The organism is Xanthobacter sp. BG11Y11_SDJG, assembly GCF_057364445.1.
On sequence record NZ_JBNFNU010000909.1, the window covers coordinates 1 to 496 of the forward strand.

Sequence of the window (496 nt, forward strand, 5' to 3'; positions counted from 1 at the left end):
GCGCATTTCCGCGCCGCGCCCTATGAGCGGGGCGGCGAGTTCGGCGGCCTCGGACTGCCGGCCCGCTTTCCCGACGAGGCGGTGGCGCCGCCGCTGAAATCGCGGGCGAGCCGCATGGCCACCACCATCGCCGTCGTCGCCACCGACGCGGTGCTGAACCCGATCCAGACCGACCGCCTCGCCGTGATGGCGCAGGCTGGGCTCGCGCTGTCGCTGTTCCCCATCCACACGCCGCTCGACGGGGACTGCGTGTTCGCGCTCGCCACCGGCCATCGTCCGCTGGAGGCGCCGCTGGCGGACCTCGCGGTGATCGGCGCGGTGGCGAGCCTGGTGCTCGCCCGCGCCGCGCGCGCGGGGATCTATGCCGCGACCCGCCTGCCCTTTCCGATGCCCAGCTCGCCTGGCGCGACCTGTTCGGCGCGCCCGTCCCGGGCGCCTGAGTCCTGACCGGAGCCTCCCCGATGACCCCACCTGCCCCCCGCCGCCCCGCGCGGCG

General features: G+C 76.2%; 1 protein-coding gene. It reads left to right on the plus strand.

The genetic code is table 11. The features are described from left to right. Positions 1-447 (plus strand): P1 family peptidase (locus AC2W7M_RS27245; RefSeq protein WP_486136371.1); only part of this gene is annotated, 447 nt, incomplete at its 5' end. Between the last annotated feature and the right edge of the window lie 49 nt (positions 448-496).